Origin of the sequence: Neptuniibacter marinus, assembly GCF_965223595.1 — a bacterium.
Classification (GTDB): Bacteria; Pseudomonadota; Gammaproteobacteria; order Pseudomonadales; family Balneatricaceae; genus Neptuniibacter; species Neptuniibacter marinus.
In genome coordinates this window covers 2626074-2645375 of sequence record NZ_OZ245004.1, presented here as the reverse complement: position 1 = coordinate 2645375, position 19302 = coordinate 2626074, and the positions used below count along the sequence as shown (strand labels likewise).

19 protein-coding genes are annotated in these 19302 nt (G+C 41.5%); 11 read left to right on the top strand and 8 right to left on the bottom strand.

Going from position 1 to position 19302, the window contains the following annotated elements; genetic code table 11:
• The first annotated feature begins 10 nt into the window (after positions 1-10).
• The 5 genes from prmB (at position 11) to ACOQOE_RS12475 (ending at position 5052) form a co-directional block, all read left to right on the top strand.
• On the top strand, positions 11-937 hold the full coding sequence (gene prmB / locus ACOQOE_RS12495) for a 50S ribosomal protein L3 N(5)-glutamine methyltransferase (RefSeq protein WP_067864138.1): 927 nt from the start codon (positions 11-13) through the stop codon (positions 935-937).
• A 63-nt stretch (positions 938-1000) separates the two neighbouring features.
• Positions 1001-2092, top strand: a complete 1092-nt coding sequence (aroC, locus tag ACOQOE_RS12490) for a chorismate synthase (RefSeq protein ID WP_420554156.1) — start codon at positions 1001-1003, stop codon at positions 2090-2092.
• 176 nt (positions 2093-2268) lie between these two features.
• The gene (locus ACOQOE_RS12485) at positions 2269-3450 is read left to right on the top strand and encodes a threonine/serine ThrE exporter family protein (protein WP_197468005.1); all 1182 of its coding nucleotides are present in this window, start codon (positions 2269-2271) and stop codon (positions 3448-3450) included.
• A gap of 30 nt (positions 3451-3480) precedes the next feature.
• Positions 3481-4221 carry a lytic transglycosylase domain-containing protein gene (locus ACOQOE_RS12480; protein ID WP_420554155.1) on the top strand — a complete coding sequence of 247 codons (741 nt, stop codon included), beginning with the start codon at positions 3481-3483 and terminating at the stop codon, positions 4219-4221.
• Positions 4222-4386: 165 nt separating this feature from the next.
• A complete protein-coding gene (locus ACOQOE_RS12475; RefSeq protein WP_420554154.1) occupies positions 4387-5052 on the top strand; it encodes a glutathione S-transferase family protein in 666 nt (221 codons plus the stop codon).
• Positions 5053-5110: 58 nt separating this feature from the next.
• On the opposite strand, the gene ACOQOE_RS12470 is transcribed toward ACOQOE_RS12475, so the two are convergent.
• From ACOQOE_RS12470 to ACOQOE_RS12455, 4 genes are all read right to left on the bottom strand, one after another.
• Positions 5111-5875, bottom strand: a complete 765-nt coding sequence (locus ACOQOE_RS12470; protein ID WP_407937490.1) for an amino acid ABC transporter ATP-binding protein — start codon at positions 5873-5875, stop codon at positions 5111-5113.
• Between the two features lie 18 nt (positions 5876-5893).
• Entirely contained in the window at positions 5894-6997 is a 1104-nt protein-coding gene (locus tag ACOQOE_RS12465; protein ID WP_067863958.1) for an amino acid ABC transporter permease, read from the bottom strand.
• 4 nt (positions 6998-7001) lie between these two features.
• Positions 7002-8186, bottom strand: a complete 1185-nt coding sequence (locus tag ACOQOE_RS12460; protein ID WP_067863961.1) for an amino acid ABC transporter permease — start codon at positions 8184-8186, stop codon at positions 7002-7004.
• Positions 8187-8263: 77 nt separating this feature from the next.
• Positions 8264-9277, bottom strand: a complete 1014-nt coding sequence (locus ACOQOE_RS12455; RefSeq protein WP_067863964.1) for an amino acid ABC transporter substrate-binding protein — start codon at positions 9275-9277, stop codon at positions 8264-8266.
• A gap of 673 nt (positions 9278-9950) precedes the next feature.
• On the opposite strand from ACOQOE_RS12455, the gene speE reads away from it, so the two are divergent.
• The 4 genes from speE (at position 9951) to phaR (ending at position 12942) form a co-directional block, all read left to right on the top strand.
• Entirely contained in the window at positions 9951-10808 is an 858-nt protein-coding gene (gene speE / locus ACOQOE_RS12450; RefSeq protein ID WP_067863967.1) for a polyamine aminopropyltransferase, read from the top strand.
• Between the two features lie 103 nt (positions 10809-10911).
• Positions 10912-12075, top strand: coding sequence for an MFS transporter (locus ACOQOE_RS12445; RefSeq protein ID WP_067863970.1), 1164 nt, complete (start codon positions 10912-10914; stop codon positions 12073-12075).
• A 74-nt stretch (positions 12076-12149) separates the two neighbouring features.
• The gene (locus ACOQOE_RS12440) at positions 12150-12416 is read left to right on the top strand and encodes a DUF6489 family protein (RefSeq protein ID WP_067863973.1); all 267 of its coding nucleotides are present in this window, start codon (positions 12150-12152) and stop codon (positions 12414-12416) included.
• Positions 12409-12942, top strand: a complete 534-nt coding sequence (gene phaR, locus ACOQOE_RS12435; protein WP_231867938.1) for a polyhydroxyalkanoate synthesis repressor PhaR — start codon at positions 12409-12411, stop codon at positions 12940-12942. The genes ACOQOE_RS12440 and phaR overlap by 8 nt, the downstream gene beginning before the upstream one ends.
• A 105-nt stretch (positions 12943-13047) precedes the next feature.
• On the opposite strand, the gene speD is transcribed toward phaR, so the two are convergent.
• The 4 genes from speD to ACOQOE_RS12415 form a co-directional block, all read right to left on the bottom strand.
• On the bottom strand, positions 13048-13869 hold the full coding sequence (gene speD / locus ACOQOE_RS12430) for an adenosylmethionine decarboxylase (protein WP_067863977.1): 822 nt from the start codon (positions 13867-13869) through the stop codon (positions 13048-13050).
• A 162-nt stretch (positions 13870-14031) separates the two neighbouring features.
• Entirely contained in the window at positions 14032-15096 is a 1065-nt protein-coding gene (gene phaC, locus ACOQOE_RS12425; RefSeq protein ID WP_420554153.1) for a class III poly(R)-hydroxyalkanoic acid synthase subunit PhaC, read from the bottom strand.
• Between the two features lie 6 nt (positions 15097-15102).
• Positions 15103-16149 carry a poly(R)-hydroxyalkanoic acid synthase subunit PhaE gene (locus ACOQOE_RS12420; protein WP_082792349.1) on the bottom strand — a complete coding sequence of 349 codons (1047 nt, stop codon included), beginning with the start codon at positions 16147-16149 and terminating at the stop codon, positions 15103-15105.
• Positions 16150-16153: 4 nt separating this feature from the next.
• Positions 16154-17029: a LysR family transcriptional regulator gene (locus ACOQOE_RS12415; RefSeq protein ID WP_067863988.1), complete on the bottom strand. Its 876-nt coding sequence runs from the start codon at positions 17027-17029 to the stop codon at positions 16154-16156.
• A gap of 172 nt (positions 17030-17201) precedes the next feature.
• Here ACOQOE_RS12415 and leuC point away from each other — a divergent pair, with 172 nt between their 5' ends.
• Together leuC and leuD are read left to right on the top strand one after the other, a co-directional pair.
• Positions 17202-18629, top strand: coding sequence for a 3-isopropylmalate dehydratase large subunit (leuC, locus tag ACOQOE_RS12410; RefSeq protein ID WP_420554152.1), 1428 nt, complete (start codon positions 17202-17204; stop codon positions 18627-18629).
• Between the two features lie 23 nt (positions 18630-18652).
• The gene (gene leuD, locus ACOQOE_RS12405) at positions 18653-19300 is read left to right on the top strand and encodes a 3-isopropylmalate dehydratase small subunit (RefSeq protein ID WP_420554151.1); all 648 of its coding nucleotides are present in this window, start codon (positions 18653-18655) and stop codon (positions 19298-19300) included.
• The last annotated feature ends 2 nt before the right edge of the window (positions 19301-19302 follow it).

The window sequence follows — 19302 nt, the reverse complement described above, 5'->3', positions numbered from 1 at the left end:
TCCAGAGTGTATGAGTGATCAACCCTTGTTTTCTAATTCGGTGAAAAATGAACTGCATAGCCTTAGAGATTATATCCGTTTTGCGATGAGTCAATTTGGTGAACACCGAGTTTATTTTGGGCATGGGACGGATAATGCTTGGGATGAGGCGACACAATTGGTCTTGGCCGCTGTTCATCTACCTTGGAATATAAATCCTGCTGTTTTGGACGGTCGTTTAACGGAAGATGAAAAGGAGCGGGTATTAGATTTTATTAAACTACGTACGCTAAGGCGTAAGCCATTGCCATATATCACTCATGAATCTTGGTTCTGCGAACTGCCTTTCTTTGTTGATGAAAGGGTGCTGATTCCTCGTTCTCCTATTGCTGAGCTTATTCAAAGTGAGTTTGCTCCATGGCTAAGAGAGGGGAGTGTTGATCGCATTTTAGATCTTTGTACTGGGAGTGGTTGTATTGGTATAGCTTGCGCTTATGCATTTCCCGAAGCGGAAGTTGATCTCGCGGATATTTCTAAGGGGGCACTCGATGTTGCAAATATTAACATTGAGAAACATGAGATGATTGATCGTGTGCATACCATTGAAAGTGATCTATTTTCCGATTTAGACGGTAGAAAGTATGATCTGATTGTCAGTAATCCACCTTATGTTGATGAGGCCGATCTAGCGTCTATGCCCGATGAATATAGCCATGAGCCAGAAATCGCTTTAGGTTCAGGCTCTGATGGATTGGATATTACGCGTAGAATTTTACGGGAAGCATCTGAATATTTAACCGATGACGGTCTTCTTGTGGTTGAAGTCGGTAATAGCGAAGTACATTTAATGGAAACTTATCCAGAGCTTCCTTTAATTTGGCTAGAATTTGAGAATGGTGGAAATGGCGTATTTACCATTACTGCTCAAGAGCTACGTGCATATAGAGATAGCATTTAATTTGCTATAATTACGCGCCTAATTTTTTATATATGTTTTTTTGTTTCTTAATGGACCGATACAATGTCAGGAAATAGCTACGGTAAACTGTTTACGGTCACCACTTTTGGTGAAAGCCACGGTAAGGCATTAGGTTGTATTGTTGACGGCTGTCCTCCCGGCATTGAATTGTCTGAAGCTGATCTTCAGCTTGATCTGGATCGTCGTAAACCAGGTACATCTCGTCATACTACACAACGTCGAGAGGCGGATGAAGTGGAGATACTATCAGGTGTATTTGAAGGTAAAACGACTGGTACACCTATAGGTTTGTTGATTAAAAATACAGATCAACGTTCTAAAGACTACTCTAATATTGAAGAGACTTTTCGACCCGCCCATGCGGATTATGTTTATACGCATAAATATGGTTTCCGTGATTATCGTGGTGGTGGGCGCTCTTCTGCCCGTGAAACAGCTATGCGGGTAGCGGCTGGAGCTATTGCTAAGAAGTTTTTGGCATCGAAAGGGGTTGAGGTAAAAGGTTATTTATCTCAGCTTGGCCCGGTAAAAATTGACCACGCAAAGTTTGACTGGAATGAAGTTCACAATAATCCTTTTTTCAGTCCAGATGCTGAAATAGTCGCGACTATGGAGCAGTATATGGATGACCTTCGTAAAGAGGGAAATTCGGTAGGTGCAAAAATTAGTGTGGTAGCTACAGGTACACCTGTTGGTTTAGGTGAGCCTATATTTGATCGTTTGGACGCGGATCTAGCCCATGCTTTAATGAGTATTAATGCAGTCAAAGGTGTTGAAATTGGTGATGGTTTTGATTGTGTTGCTCAAAAAGGGACTGAGCATCGGGATGAGATGACACCGGATGGTTTTCTCTCAAATCATGCTGGCGGTGTATTAGGTGGTATATCAACAGGGCAGGATATTATTGCTCATATAGCTTTAAAACCGACCTCAAGTCTCCGCTTGCCAGGTCGTAGTATTAATAGCCGCGGTGAAGAGATTGAGGTTGTGACTACGGGACGTCATGATCCTTGTGTTGGCATACGTGCCACTCCCATTGCCGAAGCGATGATGGCGATTGTGCTGATGGATCATCTACTGCGTCATCGTGGGCAAAATGCTGATGTGATGTGTAATGTGCCTATTATCACTTAACGATTGTCAGCATAATTTATAGATCAGGAAGGATAAATTAGCGATAGTTTATCCTTCTTTTAGTTTGGGGCTTCAAACCTCACTTTTTGGTATAGAAAATGTCTTTCGACTTGCTAGATCACTATTCATTGTATACACAGCCTCATTTTCCACCACGGACACTTCCGGTGGGTTTTATGCTGCGTCTAGCACGAGCATTGCATACTTATGGTATGACGGCTTATGAACTCGAAAGCACAATGAACCGAGTCGGTATTCGGTTGGGCTTTGGGGTGCAGTGTCTGGCGCAACCTACGACTTTAATTATGAGCTTTTCACATCCAGAAGAACCTGAGCCGAAGACTTATGTTTTTCGGGTTGAGCAGGGCGAAGTGAATTTAGAGCGCCAAATTGAAGTGCAGGAGATCGTAAGTGCTGTACTTGATGAATCTTTATCGGTGGAAGAGGGCGCTGGGCGTTTAAAAACTATTTCTAATACGCCTCCTCGTTTTGGTGTAAAAGGCCAAATGGCTTCATTTGGACTATTAGCTAGTTGTGTTGCCCAGTTATTAGGGGGCGCGATCTCTGAAATGATCGTTGCTCTTTTTGTTGGGATTGTGACTGGGTTTGTTGCCGTTAAACTTTTACAAACTGAGTCTCTCAAGTACCTTTTCCCGACCATTTCTGCCATTATTTCTGCTCTATTAGCAAATTTTGTGGCGAGTTTTGGCTTATTGTCCTCACCAGATATTGCAACCGTCGCTGGGGTTATCGCTTTAGTGCCGGGATTGCCTTTAACTACTGCAGTTGCTGAATTAGCGAGACAAAACATGGTGTCAGGCACTTCTAGGCTTGTATATTCAGGAACTATCTTGTTACAAATTGGTTTTGGAGTAGCTATAGGTAATGCTTTGGGTGTTGAGCTTTTTCCTGCAACAGAGATTAGCCGAGAATTTTTCCTACCTGATTGGAGTATTTGGATCTCCATTGTTATTGCCGGTATATCGTTATGTTTTTTATTCCAAGGGCGACCAAAAGATATTCCATGGATTGTATTGGGAGGATTAATTGCATTTTCGACGACTTGGTATGGCAAAGAGTTCTTTGGCCAAGTTATGGGGGCGTTTATGGGAGCCTTAGTCACAGGCTTAGCCGCTAACTTATTTGAGAGGATTTCTGGGATTACGCGTGGGGTTATGCTTATGCCAGGTATTTTACTTTTAGTGCCTGGAAGTGTTGGGTTGCAGAGTTTGTCGTTACTTGTTGAGAAAAATGTTTTAGAAGGGATCGATACCGCATTTAGTATGAGCTTTGTTGCTATCGCTTTAGTAACTGGATTATTATTTTCATCTTTAATTGTACCGCCGAAAGATATCTGACTATCCTTTGTTGAATGCTAAACTGCAATTATGGGTAATAAAGACGCTGTTGTGATTAATATTAAACGCTACCTAGTACATCATTGTGTCATTACGTTGTGCTGTATATTTAGCGCAGTTTATGCGGGCGAAGTGCGGAAAATTGTTCATCCTGATGGGCGGGTTGAGTATACAAACTTAACGGACCAACAACGAAATATTCATTTCACCAATCAAAGTAAGAGTTCGACGAGCAGCGTTTATAAATATCGAAATAATAAAGGGATTCTTGCTTTTTCAGATCAGAAACCCGTTAACGCTGACTTTGAAGTACTTCGTTTTGATTGTTATGCCTGTAGCCTTTCGTCAAACGTGAATTGGCATACAACACCGTTAAATCTTTCCGCTTATAAGCAGCAAGTGAAGATCATGTCAGAGAAATATGGTGTTGAAGAATCATTAGTTAGAGCGGTTATCCATGCAGAATCAGCATTTAATAAAAATGCTACTTCCCGGGCTGGGGCTCAAGGGTTAATGCAATTAATGCCAGCGACCGCTAATGAGCTAGGTGTGAAAGATAGTCTTAATGCAGATCAAAATATCGAAGGTGGGGCTAAATACCTTGCTCAGCTCTTAAATAATTTCTCTGGCGATATGCGTTTGGCAACTGCTGCATATAACGCAGGCCCTGGCGCCGTATCGCGCTATAATGGTGTGCCCCCTTACGCGGAAACTCAAGCTTATGTGAAGCGTGTGGCTATACTCAAGAAGCGTTACGCAAAAGCAGAGTAAGTCAGTCTTAATTATCGCAAGGGTCATGGTCATAGTTGCGCTGAGCTTATTATCGATTGATAATCCTTGGGATACCGCTGATACCTAACCCCTGTAGCAGAAAACTTATAATCTGAAGAAATGAGCTAACAACATCTATTTATCTCTGAGGGGGAAGTGATGGCGATGAAATTGATCATAGGCAATAAAAATTACTCATCTTGGTCTTTACGTGGATGGTTGATGTTAAAAGCGTTTGATATCCCATTTGAAGAGATTTCTTTAACGCTGTTTAGCGACCATTTTTATACTGTTTTAAAAGATTATACCCCAGTAGAAAAGGTTCCTGTGCTGGTGGATGGGGAGCTAAGTGTTTGGGATTCATTGGCTATCTGTGAATATATTAATGAACAATATCTTGATGGCAAAGGGTGGCCAAAAGAGGTTCAAGCTAGAGCTATTGCCCGAGCAATGGTGAGTGAAATGCATTCTGGTTTCACCGCATTACGTAATGAGATGCCGATGAATTGTAGAGCGCGCCGATCTATTTTGTTGAGTGAGGCCGCTAAGAAAGATATCTCACGCATTGAGCGACTATGGGCAGAGTGTTTATCGAATTATGCAGGCAGTAATGCATGGCTATTTGATGAGTTTGGTATTGTGGATGTGTTTTTCGCACCTATAGCCCTGCGATTTAAAACATATGGGGTTCAACTTTCTACTGAGTCTGCTGCTTATCAAGAACATTTGCTTGCACATCCTGCTATGGCGTTATGGTTAATCGATGCGCTTAAAGAAACAGATATAGTGCAGGAAGATGAGGCTGGTGAAGAGCTTGGACCACTTAATTAAGTAGCTAAAAAGCCGTAACTTATATCAAGTTACGGCTTTTTAACTATCTCATTGAAAATTAATGATCAAGTATTTGGCTTAAGAATAACTGTAATCTATCCGTTTGAGGGTTGTTAAATAGCTCTTCCGGAGTGTTTTGCTCAACAATTTCACCTGCATCCATGAAAATGACACGGTCAGCTACTTTTTTTGCAAACCCCATTTCATGAGTTACGCATAGCATCGTCATCCCTTCATCGGCGAGTTCCACCATGACATCGAGTACTTCTTTGATCATTTCTGGATCAAGTGCCGAGGTTGGTTCATCAAAAAGCATGATTTCGGGATTCATACAAAGAGATCGGGCGATAGCAACACGTTGCTGTTGTCCCCCAGATAGCTGACCTGGAAATTTCTGTGCTTGATCTGGAATTTTAACGCGCTCAAGGTATTTCATAGCGATCGCTTCAGCTTCTTTCTTAGGTTTCTTCTGAACCCAAATTGGACCTAAAGTTAGATTCTCAAGAATAGTCAGGTGCGGGAAAAGGTTAAAATGCTGGAATACCATGCCTACTTCACGACGGATCGCTTCGATGTTTTTTACATCTTCTATCATCTCAACACCGTTCACGATTAGTGAACCACGCTGAAACTCTTCTAGGCGGTTAATACAGCGAGTCATGGTAGATTTACCCGAACCCGAAGGGCCACAGATAACAATACGCTCACCTTTTTTGACGCGCAGGTTGATATCTTTCAACACATGAAAATCGCCATACCACTTATTAAGGTCTTTGATGATGATAATGTCGTCATTGTTTTCAATACTTTGTTCGTGGTTAATGCTCACAAAGCTACCCTCTTAATTTTTATGGCTAGTGTCTAGCTTACGTTCAATGGATGAGCTGATCATGGACATACTGAAACAGCAGATCCAAAAAACAACCGCCACAAATAGATAGCCTTCCGTTGAATGCCCGCCTAACCAGTTTGAGTTGGTTAATGCGGTTTGAGTTGTACTTAACATCTCAAAAATACCAATAATCAATAGGAAAGTTGTGTTTTTAAATAGCATAACGAAAGTTGCCAAAATATTTGGCATAGAGATTTTGATAACTTGCGGAAGAATAATTAGGAGTGTTTTTTGCCAAAAGCCAAGCCCTAAAGAGTCGGCCGCTTCGTACTGGCCATTAGGTACTGCTTGGAAACCGCCTCGAAATACTTCTGCCATATAGCCAGACATAAAGAGTGTCAGTACGATCCAAACACGTAACAGTTTGTCTACATTGGTTCCTTCAGGAAAGAACAGCGGTAGCATAACCGAGCCCATAAAAAATAGGGCTAATACAGGTACGCCGCGGAAGAACTCAATTAATATAACACTCACGCTGCGAATGAATGGCATATCAGATCGTCGTCCTAAAGCCCAAAGAAAGCTCAAAGGAAAAGCGACGATGATGCTAGCAGCGGCTAGCATTACGTTAAGAGTGAAGCCGCCCCAATAGTCGGTGGCAACATATTCTAGACCGATGAGAGAGCCGTCTAAAAGTATGATGGATAAAAACGGCAGTAATAAAAATAAGGGAATAGCGATTTTATTACGTAAATCTTTATGGAGTTTAAAGGACGCGACAATGATTGCTACCAAAGCGAGTAAGCAAGTGTTAATTCTCCATAGCTCTTCGACAGGGTAGCTGCCGTAGAAAAACTGTTTAGACCAAGCAATGACAAATACCCAGCACGCACCGTCTTTGTTTGTACAGGCCGCTTGGGTTGTTCCAGACCAGTTGGCGGAGAAAAATAACCAATCAAATAGCGGCGGTATCACGGTTACAAAAAAAGCGATGATTGCAAGGGTGACCAGTGAGTTTAAAGGTGTTGGAAAAAGGTTATCTTTTAACCACGGAATAATACCTACAACATCATTTGGAGCGGGTTTATCGGGTAATGGTGTAAATTCTTTCATAGCATCAATTCCGTTCCGCCAACTCTACGCTTGCGTTGAATCGATTCATCACAAACGAGATAGTCATATTGATCACAAAGTAAACCGCCATGGTCATAAACACGATCTCAATCGCTTGACCTGTTTGGTTTAACGTTGTCCCTACAAACACGGTAAAAAGGTCTGGATAGCCGATGGCTGTCGCTAGCGTCGAGTTTTTAACTAAACTTTGATATTCACTGTTTAGCAAAGGAACAATAACGCGCATCGCTTGAGGCACAATAATTAGTTTCATTATTCTGCTCTCTTTTAATCCAAGGCTTCGAGCTGCTTCTGTTTGACCATGGGGTACGGCTTGGACGCCAGCACGTACCGCTTCCGCAATGAAGGCACCGGTATAAACGGTTAAGGCTAAGGCGAGTGCCATAAGCTCAGGGATCACCGTGATGCCGCCACGGAAGTTAAATCCTTTCAATGCTGGGAAGTCCCAAACAAAAGGAATACCGGACAGTAATAACGCAATCAGGGGGAGGCCAAATAAAATGCCTAAACTTGTTAGAAATACCGGAAACTGCTGCCCTGTGTCATTTTGGCGCTTTCTAGCCCATCGAGCTAAAAAAAAGATCGCGGTGAATGCTAGGCCAATAGCGGTATAGACAAACCCTGCACCGGATTCGGCAATCAAGCCGGGTAGGTATAAACCACGCACATTGAGAAATATAGCCTCTCCGATGCTAAGACTCTGGCGCGCACTAGGTAATGTTGCTAGCACAGCGAAATACCAGAAAAATATCTGCAGTAGTAAAGGGATGTTACGAAATGTTTCAATATAAGCAACGGCTAGTTTTCTGATTAACCAGTTTTTGGAAAAATGGGCAACACCCATCAAGAAACCCACAATAGTCGCGAGTACTATGCCTATAGTAGAAACTAAAATAGTATTTAACAGGCCTACAATGAATGTCCGGCCATAAGAATAAGTAGCATCATAGGGAATCAGTGACATTAAGATATCAAAGCCTGCGGTTGTAAATAAAAAGTCGTAACCGCTTTTAATGCCTCTGGCTTCCATATTCGCCAGTGTGTTTGTGATAATGCCGTAGAAAAAATAGACCAAGCCCGCGAGTAATAAAAACTGATAAATCAGTGAGCGGTTTCTTGGATTATTGAAGAAGGAGGGTGAGGATTTCACCTGAGGCTTTTCAGACATAATTAAGCACTTATCTTCAGAAGGTTAGTAGTAAACATAGCAGAGGGACAATATATGTCCCTCTTTTTTATGTTTTATTAACGTACTGGAGACGAATACATAAGACCGCCTTCATTCCACTGAGCATTTAGACCGCGAGCAATCTTCAGTGGTGAACCTGCGCCTACATTGCGTTCAAAGCTCTCTGCGTAGTTACCAACCTGCTTCACGATGTTGTAACCCCACTCTGCTGGGATGCCCATTTTAGCACCGGAATCGCCTTCAGAGCCCATCAAACGTTTCTGTGATGGGTTGCCTTCTGCTTTGGCTTTATCGGCAGAAGCGCTGTCAATGCCTAAGAATTCAGCTTCTACCATTGCCATTAAGGACCAACGAACAATATTAAACCAAGCATCATCACCTTGGCTTACAACAGGGCCTAGTGGTTCTTTAGATATCACTTCTGGAAGTACGATGGCTGAGGAAGGGTCAGATAAGCCAATGCGCAGCGCATAAAGTTGAGATTGATCAGACGTTAGTACATCGCAACGGCCACTCTCAAATCCAGCACGAGTTTGGTCAGATGTGTCAAACGTAATGGCGTTATAAGTAAGGCCGTTTGCGCGGAAATAATCGGCTAAGTTTAACTCGGTTGTTGTTCCTGCTTGAATACAGACGGCCGCTCCGTCTAGTTCCAATGCACTTTTAACCCCTAGGGCTTTAGAAACCATAAAGCCTTGTCCATCATAGTAGTTAACCCCAGCGAAATTCAAACCTAGCGATGTATCGCGAGTATGGGTCCATGTAGTGTTACGGGATAAAATATCAATTTCACCAGACTGTAAAGCGGTAAAACGCTCTTTCGCTGTTAATGGTTTGTATTGAACTTTGCTTGCATCGCCGAGTACGGCGGCTGCAACTGCACGACATACGTCCACATCCAATCCACTCCATACACCGTTTTCATCCTTCTGAGAAAAACCAGCTAAACCTGTGCTCACGCCACAAGAAACGTTGCCGCGTTTTTGAACGTCTTCCAATGTTCCAGCTTGTGCGCTCAAAGATAAACTGAGTGCTAAGCCCGTAGCGATTACTGAGGTAAGTTGTTTCATGATGTTTCTCCGTCAATTTTGGTGGCGATGATGCCGTTTTTTGTTGTTTTTATTGTTATTATTTTAGGCCAGTGATTAATAAAAACTGCTTACTAGATACACTAGCAGAATATATACCAGCCTGTGATTTAAATTATACTTTGGTTTAGATTGTCTCGAACCCCTTTGTTTTTAAGGGCTGTGGCTTTGTTGTGATTTGTCTAATATGACGGTGGGCGCACTAAAAGGGAACGTTGTGAATTTTATGGTGCAAAATCAAGCGTTTTATTGACCTTGAATGTCACTCATTGTGAATATTATTGTTACTCGGTGTTCGTTTTTTTACCGTTGAATGCTAAGGCATGTTCTTTTGTAGATTAGCCTTATCTGTTTGGATAAAAAGGGCTAAGAAACTTCTCATTTTTTGCTTTGACTCTTGATAAAGAGTGACTTATTCGTATTTGGTTTGTTCCACCAGATTAAGTGGTTTTTAATGAATATATTCAAAAGCGCTCTGTTTTTTTATAAATATTTAAAAGAGAGATAATACGAGGAATAAAGTTATTTTTTTATCTGAGTTTGCGGTATAAAATGCGCGCAAAATTGACGTCTTAAACTCAGCCGTCAAATCCTGTTACCTTTTAGTGTCTTAACTTGCTGATAGTGAGTGAGTTTAAGATAGGATGATATCCATATGATAACTGCTTATAGTGAAACGCTTCATAAGGGCTATGGCCAGACGTTTGATGTTGAGGAAGTCTTATTCGAGCAGCAAACGGATTCTTGGCATTTAATTATTTTTCGTAATCCTGTTTATGGAACCGTCATGGCATTGGATGGAATTATTCAAACGACTCAGCGTGATGAGTTTGTTTACCACGAAATGCTAACCCATGTACCATTAATTGCTCACGGAAATGCTAAGCGTGTATTGATTATTGGTGGAGGGGATGGCGGGATTCTGCGTGAAGTCTGTCGTCATGCTACGGTTGAGCATGTAACTCAAGTTGAGATTGATCAAGCAGTAATTGATATGTGTAAAGCGCATTTACCTGATCATTCTGCAGGTGCTTTTGATGATCCGCGTGTAAATATTGTTATTGCCGATGGCGTTGAATACGTTAACAAGGAAATGGATGACAAATTTGATGTCATTATCTCTGATTGTACGGATCCGGTTGGTCCCGGTGAAGTATTGTTCTCTAGCCGCTTCTATGAAGGTTGTAAGCGTTTGTTGAATGAGGGTGGTGTGTTTGTAGCGCAAAATGGAGTGCCGTTCCTACAACAAGATGAGGTGATCACTACCCGTCGTCGTTTGAGCCCTTATTTTTCAGATCAATCTTTCTATACTGCTGCTGTTCCGACCTATATTGGCGGTGTTATGACTTTAGCGTGGGGATCTGATAATACTGCATTACGTAAGCTAGGATTGGATGAGTTAAATCAGCGTTATGAAAAGAGTGGTATTATTACTCGTTATTATAACCCACAGATGCATATAGGCTGTTTTGGGCTTCCGCAATATTTGCTCACGGCGTTGGAAGAAGTTTAGCTTTTTCTATACTGAAGAGCCGGTCGACTGACCGGCTTTTTTGTGTCTTTTTTCTGCTAGGCTCTAAATGTGAATTCTATGCGTTTTTTTAGGTTTTTATCTTTTGAATAGTTATATCCGCCTTTCAGGTTTCTATTTTTTCTACTTTGCTCTGCTCGGTGCTTTGGTTCCTTATTGGAGCTTGTATCTGATTTCGTTTGATTTTGATGCACAAACAGTGGGTTCTTTAATGGCACTGCTCCAAGCGTCTCGAATTGTGGCGCCTAATTTATGGGGATGGGTCGCGGATAAAAGTGGTAAACGTGTAGAGATTGTTCGTTTTGGCGCGTTAATGACCTGCTTAATGTTTATCAGTATGTTTTGGCAAGATACCGCTTTAGGCATTGGTTTAGTGATGTTGGCATTTAGCTTTTTTTGGAATGCAGTTTTACCTCAGTTTGAGGTGATTACACTAGAAGAGTTGGGTGATCAGAAAGATAAGTACAGCCAAATCAGATTGTGGGGATCAATCGGTTTTATTGTTACGGTGGTTGGGATAGGTGCGTTACTGGATTTTATTAATATTCGGTGGTTGCCGGGCCTTATGCTTATCTTAATGTTATGTATTTGGTTGAATACACTGCTAATTCCTAAGCCTGCGGTGCTTGATCAGATTGATGTAGAAAAAAGCTGCAATTTGGGGTTTATGGCGTTATTGCTACGACCGCAAGTTGTTATCTTTTTTATTATCTGTTTTCTTGTTCAGTTTGGGCATGGAGCTTACTACACATTTTACAGTGTATTGATGGTTGATGTCGGTTACAGCCGTACAGAGATTGGCCTACTTTGGGCTGTAGGTGTGATAGTTGAAGTTTTAGTGTTTATTTATATGCATTGGATGCTACAGCATTGGGGCATCCGTAATATTATGTTGGTGAGTTTGTTTTTATGTGTTGTACGCTGGCTGTTGATTGGAACTGTGCCGGAAAATTTAGGTCTCATGTTGTTCGCACAAACGTTGCACGCTGCTACATTTGGTAGTTTACATGCGGTAGGAATTGCACTAGTGCATCAGTATTTTTCAAGGCAGACTTATGGACAAGGGCAGGCCCTGTTTTCAAGTGTAGGTTTTGGCTTAGGTGGTGCATTAGGAGCTTTTCTTAGTGGTATCTTATGGGATGATTTTGGCGCGTTTTATACCTTTGGATTGTCCGCTTTAGCGAGTATTTTGGCTATGCTCCTAGCATTGATATGGATCTATCCTGAAAGGGTGAAGAAAAACTATTGATCTGGATATTTTGCACTGCGGTTATTTTACTATAGGATTAGAGATACAGAGCTATCCGACCTAGGAGTCAGAGAGTGAAATTTAAGATTGATATTGATATGTCCCCTGAAGAGCTGCGTAAAGTACTGGGTTTACCAGATGTGCAGCGATTACAGGAAGATATGATGGCAAAGATCACTGAACGAATGGAATCCGGTGCTGAGGGATATGATCCTTTGACTTTGTTTAAGCCATATTTGACGGGTGGGGTTGGCTCAATGGAAGCACTGCAAAAACTTATGATGAATCTAATGACATCTGCGTATAAAAATTCTAACAGTGCGGATAATAAAGATGACTGATCAAAGTGATGGTCAGGCTAATTCAAAGGAATCTTATGAGAGAGATAGTAGCTTGCGTATTCTAAGAAAATATACCAATCGTCGTTTGTATGACACATCCCGCAGTTGTTATGTGACATTAGATGATGTAAAGCAGCTTGTATTAAGCGGAGAAGCTTTTAAAGTTGAAGATTCTAAAACGGGGAATGATTTAACCCGTAATATCCTTTTACAGATTATTAGTGAGCAGGAAGCCCTAGGGCATGGTACTTTGCTTACTAATCAAGTTTTACAGCAACTGATCCGTTTTTATGGTGATAGTATGCAAGGAATGATGAGTCAGTATTTAGAGCAGAGTATTGCTTCATTTTTAGAACATCAAGATCGTATTCGTGATCAGATGCAAACCATGATGGGGGCAGCTAATCCATTAACGATGATGAACCGTATTGCTGATCAAAATATGCAGATGTGGGGTATGTTCAAGCCGGGTGAAAACCCTGAAGGAACTGTTGATGATGATCCTGATACTAAGAATAAGCTTTAATATTAGATGTGACCTTTCTTCATGATTGAAAGAGTTTATGCTTGAAAAAAGCCGCTATTAAGCGGCTTTCTTATTTCTGTGACTTGCCTTGAAATAATTTGACACCTAAGAGGAATATTTCTGCATATCTGGCATATTCCGGCCGTAGAAAATTTCATTCATCTCTTTGTGAAGACGTTCTGTTATCTCTTGTACATCTGCTTCAGGAAGCTCCTCTTTCGTCGTACCAAAGAGGTAAGTATTGAGATCCAGATCTTTTTGCATCATTTTTGTGTGGAAAATATTTTCCTGATACACATTTACATCTAACATCTGATAGTTGTCATGGATATCAGGGGTAAAGAAGTTTTGAATAGAATTAATATCGTGATCGATATAATGTTTTACTCCTTTAATATCGCGTGTAAAACCGCGGATACGGTAATCAATAGTAACGATATCAGATTCCAATTGGTGGATTAGGTAGTTCAAGGCTTTCAGTGGCGAAATAATGCCGCACGTGGATACTTCAATATCTGCTCTGAATGTACAGATGCCGTCATCAGGGTGTGCTTCAGGGTAAGTATGAACACAGATATGACTTTTATCTAAATGTGCGACTACAGAGTCAGGCATAGGGCCTGGCTTCTCTGTTGTATCCACATCTTCTGAGTCTTTAATAGGCTCTTCTGCAACCAATATAGTAACGCTAGCACCTTGGGGCTCATAATCTTGGCGGGCTATATTGAGAACATTGGCACCAATAATCTCACAACACTCACTGAGAATTTCAGTTAAACGGTCAGCATTGTATTGCTCGTCTATATATTCAATATACTCCGCTTTTTGTTGTGGAGTTTGAGCGTAGCAGACGTCATAGATACAAAAGCTCAGGCTTTTTGTCAGGTTGTTAAAACCTTCAAGCTTGATTTTCTTATTCGTTGGCAAGGCGGTTTGCTCCGAAAAAGCACTACAAAGTTTTAGTCGCGCGATTTTAGTAAACTATTTGGCGTGGAGGAAGTAAAAAATTACAGTAATATCGTTTGGTTAAACGCATTCCTGTTTAATTTTTTAGCGATTTTTATTCTTTCGTGTTGATATATAAGAGGTTTAATCTCTATTCACCAACCAATCAGCAATATTAGGTGCAACTTGTGTTTGAGATTTACCTGATACAAAAACACCAATATGGCCAGCCTTCACCTCTATCGCTTGGTAATCAGAGGATGAAACGTACTTATTAAGTACTTTTGATGCGTTTGGTGGGACTAGGTGATCGAAACTGCCAAAAATATTAAGTATTGGATGGGTTATATTGGCTAAGTCAACGCGTTTATCGCCGATCATTGCCTCAGCCTTAATTAGCTTGTTCTGTTGAAAAAATTGAGTGATAAACTGCCGAAAAGCTTCCCCCGCCTGATCGGGGCTATCGTAGATCCACTTCTCCATGCGTAAAAAGCTTAACGCACGCTCTTTGTCTTCGAGTTGGTTTGGCATACCTAAGTTTTTCTGTACCCCTAAGCGCATCGGCATTAAAGAATTGTAGGAATCATTCAGCATACTGCCGGGTATATTCCCATAAGTTTCAACAGCCAGATCAGCGTCAACATATTTGGCTAAGTGATAAAGTAGGTTGTCGTCAGTTTGAAAGTCAACGGGCGTAACCATGGGAATAAGGTTTTTAATTTTATCTGGGTTTAGTGCTGTGTAGCATAAGCTAAAAGTCCCACCTTGGCAGATACCAAGCAGGTTTGTTTGCTCTGTTTCAGCGTGTTGGAGCACAGAATCAACACAATTATTGATATACTCATTGATGTAATCGTCGAGATCTAAATAACGATCAGCCGCATCCGGGTAGCCCCAGTCAATCAGGTAGATATCTAAACCTAGCTCTAATAAGCGTTGCAGCATCGATCGCTTTGCTTCTAGATCGATCATATAAGGGCGGTTCACCAGTGCGTAGCAGATCAATAAAGGGGTTTTACAGCGCTTCTCTGACGTAGCCTGATAATAACGAAGTTTCAGTTTGTCTTCTTTGTAGATTACATCATAAGGGGTGGAGTCGACATCAACCTTTTTAAGTTGGGCGAGCGTATTATAGCTTTTTAATAGTTTCCGATTAAACTCAAAGAGTTCCTGAGATACGGTGGCTATATCAAGATCGAATCCGTTCATAACCGATTACCCTTTAACTGCTTTTTTTAGTGTCGCCAGCTCTTTTTTTAAAGCAGCAACCTCATTTTTAAGTTCTACTAGCATCGCGGTTGTGGAATCAGTTTGTAATTTATCGACTTGTTGTTGCAATTGGACGAAATCGCGGCGATTGGCCCTCATCTCCTTACGAAGCTTATGTTGGCGCTGCAGTGCTGTGTCTAGCCCTTTATGTGTCGCTAGGCCGACAGATTGAAAGTGTATGTCTCGTACATCTTGGACAAACTTTTTAAGTCGCATTAGGGCGTTGCTGATACGGCCATGCGCTCGCTGGTAAACATCGGTTAGTATCGTTTTGGTATAAGCGGATTCGTATGCATCGACCCAAATATCATGTAGCTGTTGCAAGCTGGAGATTTTTGTATCGCCATTCGTCAGTGTTTTTAGCATCTGATTAGAGGCGCTTTTATTGATAGAACTGTAATGTTTTACATAGTCCTGTAAAGCTTCTTGATATTCCATCGTTAATTTAATGGCTTCTCTTAACTGCTCTTGTGTTTCTCTTTGGGTGCCTACAACCGGTGTTTCTAATAAACTTTTCATACCGCTAATAAACGGATTCTCAAAAAACAGGTCATCTTGAAAACTGTGAGTTTTAAACAGTGCGGCAAACTGTTCAGGAAACTGCCATTGTTGCATCAGCGCGTCTGACGTTTGCTGTTGCATATATTGTTGGAAATGCAAAACAGCTTCATTTAAGTGTTGTTCGCCGCCTTCTTTGTACTGCTTAAGCAATTGCTCACCGTACTGAGTGAAATTGCTTGATTGTGCACCGAGTATATCGAGCAGTTGCGAAAATTGTTGAGGTACTTCTTGATGGACCTTTTTTTGGTTCTTAGCAATAAATTCAGCCCATTCTTCAGGTGATTGAACATCGCTACCAGAAGAAATGCTCTTCCAGTATGTTTTTTGGGCATCCAGCAAGGCTTCAATGTTTAAGCCGCTATTTTCCATCAGTTCCATCTCTCCGGCGTTGCTAAGTAGACTTATCTTATTACATCCTGCAGCGGCTGACATTAGATTATCGTTGGGACTTTAGCATCTCTACTAGATGACTAGCTGCATTAGATAGTGTTCTGTTTCTATGATAGATAATGCCCAAATTACGATGAACAGGCTCTGAATCAACAACATTAAGTACCTTGAGCTCCTCTCCAACTAAACTTTGTGGTAAAAGGCTCCAGCCTAAGCCAATTGTGACCATCATTCTTATGGTATCTAGATAATTTGTCGACATCGTTACATTTAATATTAATTCATGTTGCAGAAACAATGTTTCAACTAAAGAGCGAGTAAATGTATTACTACTAGGTAATATTGCATTGTAATGGGTTAACTCTTCTAGACTGATTTGGTCTTTTTTCGCTAAAGGGTGGTCTTTAGAGACTACGTACATGAGTAAATCATCCCAGATAAGGTCAGAATGTATGGATGGATCCGGTTCTGGAGAGAGTGTGATCAGCGCGAGTTCAAAGTCTCCTTTTAATACGCCTTCGTAAGCGACTTCAGATTCCGCAAACTGTAGATCGAGTTCTACCTTTGGGTATTCTTTAGAGAACTGCTTTAAGTGTGGTGGTAGCCTATGTAGGCTTATATGATGACTTGCTGCGAGCGATAACCCTCCGGTGACTTCGCCTGCAGTAAGATTCCCAATCGTTCTTTTAGCATCATCTAATTGTAGCAGTATATCTTTTGCTCTAGGTAGCAGAGCATTTCCTGCTTCTGTTAATGAAACGGTACGTCCGATACGATCAAATAGCTTACTGTTTAGCTGATCTTCCAGTAGCGCAATACGTTTGCTTATAGCTGATTGAGTTAAATAAAGGTGATCTGCTGCTTTTGAGAAAGAGCTGCTTTCGGCAACGGCTATAAAAGCTTGTAGGGTGTTTGTGTCCATTTTTTTGCTCCAGAAACTTAGCTAGATCTTATCTATTCCTTTTGGGAATGCAAACTATTAAAAATATGAATTTGTGTTGTGCAATTATCTACACTAGGATGGCGACATACAAAAAATTGATAGGCTCTTTGGGCGGATCTATCAATATAAGAAGAGAGTGAGGTGAGTTCCCATGGCTGGACAAACATTATATGACAAATTATTTGATGCGCATTTAGTGCGTACCAATGATGACGGTAGTTCGTTGCTTTATATTGACCGTCAGGTACTGCATGAAGTGACATCGCCGCAGGCGTTTGAAGGGCTAAGAATTGCGGGTCGTAAGCCATGGAGAATTGATGCCAATATCGCAACGCCGGATCATAATGTGCCGACTACCGAGCGTTCCGGTGGTGTAGATTTGATCGTTGATCCTGTCTCTAAAATCCAGGTTAAAACCTTAGATGAAAACTGCAATGAATTTGGCATTCTTGAATTTAAAATGAATGATCACCGTCAAGGTATCGTTCATGTAATGGCACCAGAGCAGGGCGCTATTCTTCCAGGCGTAACGGCTGTTTGTGGTGATTCACACACAGCAACTTTAGGTGCACTTGGGGCACTTGCTCATGGTGTAGGTACCTCAGAAGTTGAGCATGTATTGGCAACACAGTGTTTGATCACCAAAAAAATGAAAAACATGCTAGTGCGTGTTGATGGTGAGTTGGGCATTGGTGTTACACCTAAAGATGTTGTCTTGCATGTTATTGGTGTAATTGGTACAGCTGGTGGAACAGGGTATGCCATTGAGTTTGGTGGCGAAGTATTCCGCAATATGTCTATGGAAGGGCGTATGACGGTCTGTAATATGGCGATTGAAGCAGGTGCTCGTGTAGGTCTGGTCGCTGTAGATAAAATCACATTGGATTATGTTGAAGGTCGTCCATTTTCACCTAAAGGTGAACAGTGGGATCTTGCTGTTAAAGCATGGAAAACATTAGTTTCTGATGCGGATGCTGAGTTTGATGAGGTCGTCGCGATTAATGGTAGTGATATTGAGCCTCAAGTGACTTGGGGTACATCCCCTGAGATGGTTGTAGGTGTAAGCGATCAAGTACCAAATCCAGCTAATGAAACGGATTCTGTGAAAATAGACGGTATTAATCGAGCATTAAAATACATGGGCCTTGAAGCCGATCAGAAAATTACTGATATCAAGCTTGATCGTGTATTTATCGGTTCTTGTACAAACTCACGTATTGAAGATCTGCGCGATGCGGCGAAAGTAGTGGAAGGGCGTAAAGTTGCAAGCAATATTATTCAAGCGCTGGTTGTACCAGGTTCTGGTTTGGTGAAAACCCAAGCGGAAGAAGAGGGATTGGATAAGATTTTTATTGAAGCGGGTTTGGAGTGGAGAGAGCCGGGTTGCTCAATGTGTCTAGCAATGAATCCTGATAAGTTAGGCAATGGTGAGCATTGTGCATCGACCTCTAACCGTAACTTTGAGGGTCGCCAAGGCTTTGGTGGACGTACTCATTTAGTGAGTCCTGCAATGGCTGCTGCTGCTGCCGTGACTGGGCATTTCGTTGATGTGCGTGAATTACTTCAGGCAAATGGTTAATTTAAGGTATCGAGGAGAGCCTAATGAATAAGTTTACTTTGCATACAGGTATTGCTGCTCCGCTTGATCGAGCAAATATCGATACTGACATGATCATCCCAAAGCAGTTTTTGAAGTCGATTAAACGCTCAGGGTTCGGTAAGAATTTATTTGATGAGTTGCGTTATCTAGATGAGGGACAGCCTGATCAAGAATGTACGGGTCGCCCATTAAATGAAGACTTTGTACTGAATAAAGCCCGTTATCAGGGCGCAAGTGTATTGTTGGCGCGCGAGAACTTTGGTTGCGGTTCAAGCCGTGAGCATGCCCCTTGGGCGTTAGAAGATTTTGGGATTCGCTCTGTGATTGCGCCGAGCTTCGCTGAGATCTTCTATAATAATTGTTTCAAAAATGGCCTGTTACCTATTGTTCTTAGTGATGAGCAAGTCGATCAGTTGTTTACTGAAGTGGAAGCATCTGAAGGTTATCAGTTAACGATTAATCTTGAAAAACAGGTTGTTGTTACACCATCAGGCGAAGAGATAGCCTTTGATATTGATGGCTTTCGTAAACACTGCTTGCTTAATGGTTTAGATGATATAGGGCTAACTCTTCAGCATGCTGATGAAATTAAGGCTTATGAAGCTAAGCGTAAAGCAGAGGCGCCTTGGTTGTTTGGTGCTATTCAGTAATC

Excerpts from the sequence above, each read along its gene's own strand:
- ACOQOE_RS12485 (WP_197468005.1), top strand. The coding sequence starts at position 2,269 with ATGCTGCGTCTAGCACGAGCATTGCATACTTATGGTATGACGGCTTAT.
- phaR (WP_231867938.1), top strand. The coding sequence starts at position 12,409 with ATGACTGATCAAAGTGATGGTCAGGCTAATTCAAAGGAATCTTATGAG.
- ACOQOE_RS12460 (WP_067863961.1), bottom strand. The coding sequence starts at position 8,186 with ATGTCTGAAAAGCCTCAGGTGAAATCCTCACCCTCCTTCTTCAATAAT.
- ACOQOE_RS12465 (WP_067863958.1), bottom strand. The coding sequence starts at position 6,997 with ATGAAAGAATTTACACCATTACCCGATAAACCCGCTCCAAATGATGTT.
- ACOQOE_RS12420 (WP_082792349.1), bottom strand. The coding sequence starts at position 16,149 with ATGTCAGCCGCTGCAGGATGTAATAAGATAAGTCTACTTAGCAACGCC.
- prmB (WP_067864138.1), top strand. The coding sequence starts at position 11 with ATGAGTGATCAACCCTTGTTTTCTAATTCGGTGAAAAATGAACTGCAT.
- aroC (WP_420554156.1), top strand. The coding sequence starts at position 1,001 with ATGTCAGGAAATAGCTACGGTAAACTGTTTACGGTCACCACTTTTGGT.
- leuD (WP_420554151.1), top strand. The coding sequence starts at position 18,653 with ATGAATAAGTTTACTTTGCATACAGGTATTGCTGCTCCGCTTGATCGA.
- leuC (WP_420554152.1), top strand. The coding sequence starts at position 17,202 with ATGGCTGGACAAACATTATATGACAAATTATTTGATGCGCATTTAGTG.
- speE (WP_067863967.1), top strand. The coding sequence starts at position 9,951 with ATGATAACTGCTTATAGTGAAACGCTTCATAAGGGCTATGGCCAGACG.
- ACOQOE_RS12475 (WP_420554154.1), top strand. The coding sequence starts at position 4,387 with ATGAAATTGATCATAGGCAATAAAAATTACTCATCTTGGTCTTTACGT.
- phaC (WP_420554153.1), bottom strand. The coding sequence starts at position 15,096 with ATGAACGGATTCGATCTTGATATAGCCACCGTATCTCAGGAACTCTTT.
- ACOQOE_RS12455 (WP_067863964.1), bottom strand. The coding sequence starts at position 9,277 with ATGAAACAACTTACCTCAGTAATCGCTACGGGCTTAGCACTCAGTTTA.
- ACOQOE_RS12415 (WP_067863988.1), bottom strand. The coding sequence starts at position 17,029 with ATGGACACAAACACCCTACAAGCTTTTATAGCCGTTGCCGAAAGCAGC.
- ACOQOE_RS12480 (WP_420554155.1), top strand. The coding sequence starts at position 3,481 with ATGGGTAATAAAGACGCTGTTGTGATTAATATTAAACGCTACCTAGTA.